The 648-nt window shown below is 60.5% G+C and carries 1 protein-coding gene; it reads left to right on the forward strand.

Features of this window, described 5'->3' with window-relative positions; all coding sequences use genetic code 11:
- Nucleotides 1-528 precede the first annotated feature (528 nt).
- Nucleotides 529-648: transposase (locus QMK61_RS17590; RefSeq protein WP_302073530.1), on the forward strand; the 120-nt coding region annotated here is incomplete at its 3' end.

Here is a 648-nt window from a genome sequence, read left to right on the forward strand (position 1 = left end):
CGGCGCTCGGCTACTTGTCACCCAACGACTATGCCAAGAAGCTGAAGCAGGCCGCTTGACTCCGTGCTTCTTGGCGTCCGCTCTCAGGGGGCAGGTTCACTGGATCAAGGTATGGGTCGGTGGAGTATTGGTAAAGCCCATCCCGGTCATGTGCGTTAAGGCAGAGGTGGTGCCGCAAGGTCCAGACCTCGGAAAGTACGGCGGCCGCTATGTGATGCTCTCAGCGAAAGCCAAGGCGTACATTGCGGGCCACCCCATCCCTTACGACTCGTGGAACTGCAACGCGCATTGATGGCGACGAAGGTTGGCGTAACCTTCGGCGAGATCGACAACAACGATCCTGAGTACACGTTGCCCGACGACCTCGTTCCTATCCTCGCCAGCGATGAGCCATGCCCAGATGAACCGGCCGCCCTTTCTCGCGCCCGAGCTGGAACAACGGTTGCGGCGCAGCTACCTCCGACGTCCCCCCGGTTTTGAGTAGCACGGCCGTTTGGAGTCCAATCCCCCAACCGAAGGAGATTGGACGTGAAGAAGCGGTTTACCGAGGAACAGATCATCGGCTTCCTGCGTGAGGCGGATGCCGGCCTGCCGATCAAGGAGCTGTGCCGCAAGCACGGCTTCAGCGAGGCCTCCTACTACCTGTGG

The organism is Fulvimonas sp. R45 (genome assembly GCF_030504985.1).
Taxonomy (GTDB): Bacteria; Pseudomonadota; Gammaproteobacteria; order Xanthomonadales; family Rhodanobacteraceae; genus Rhodanobacter_A.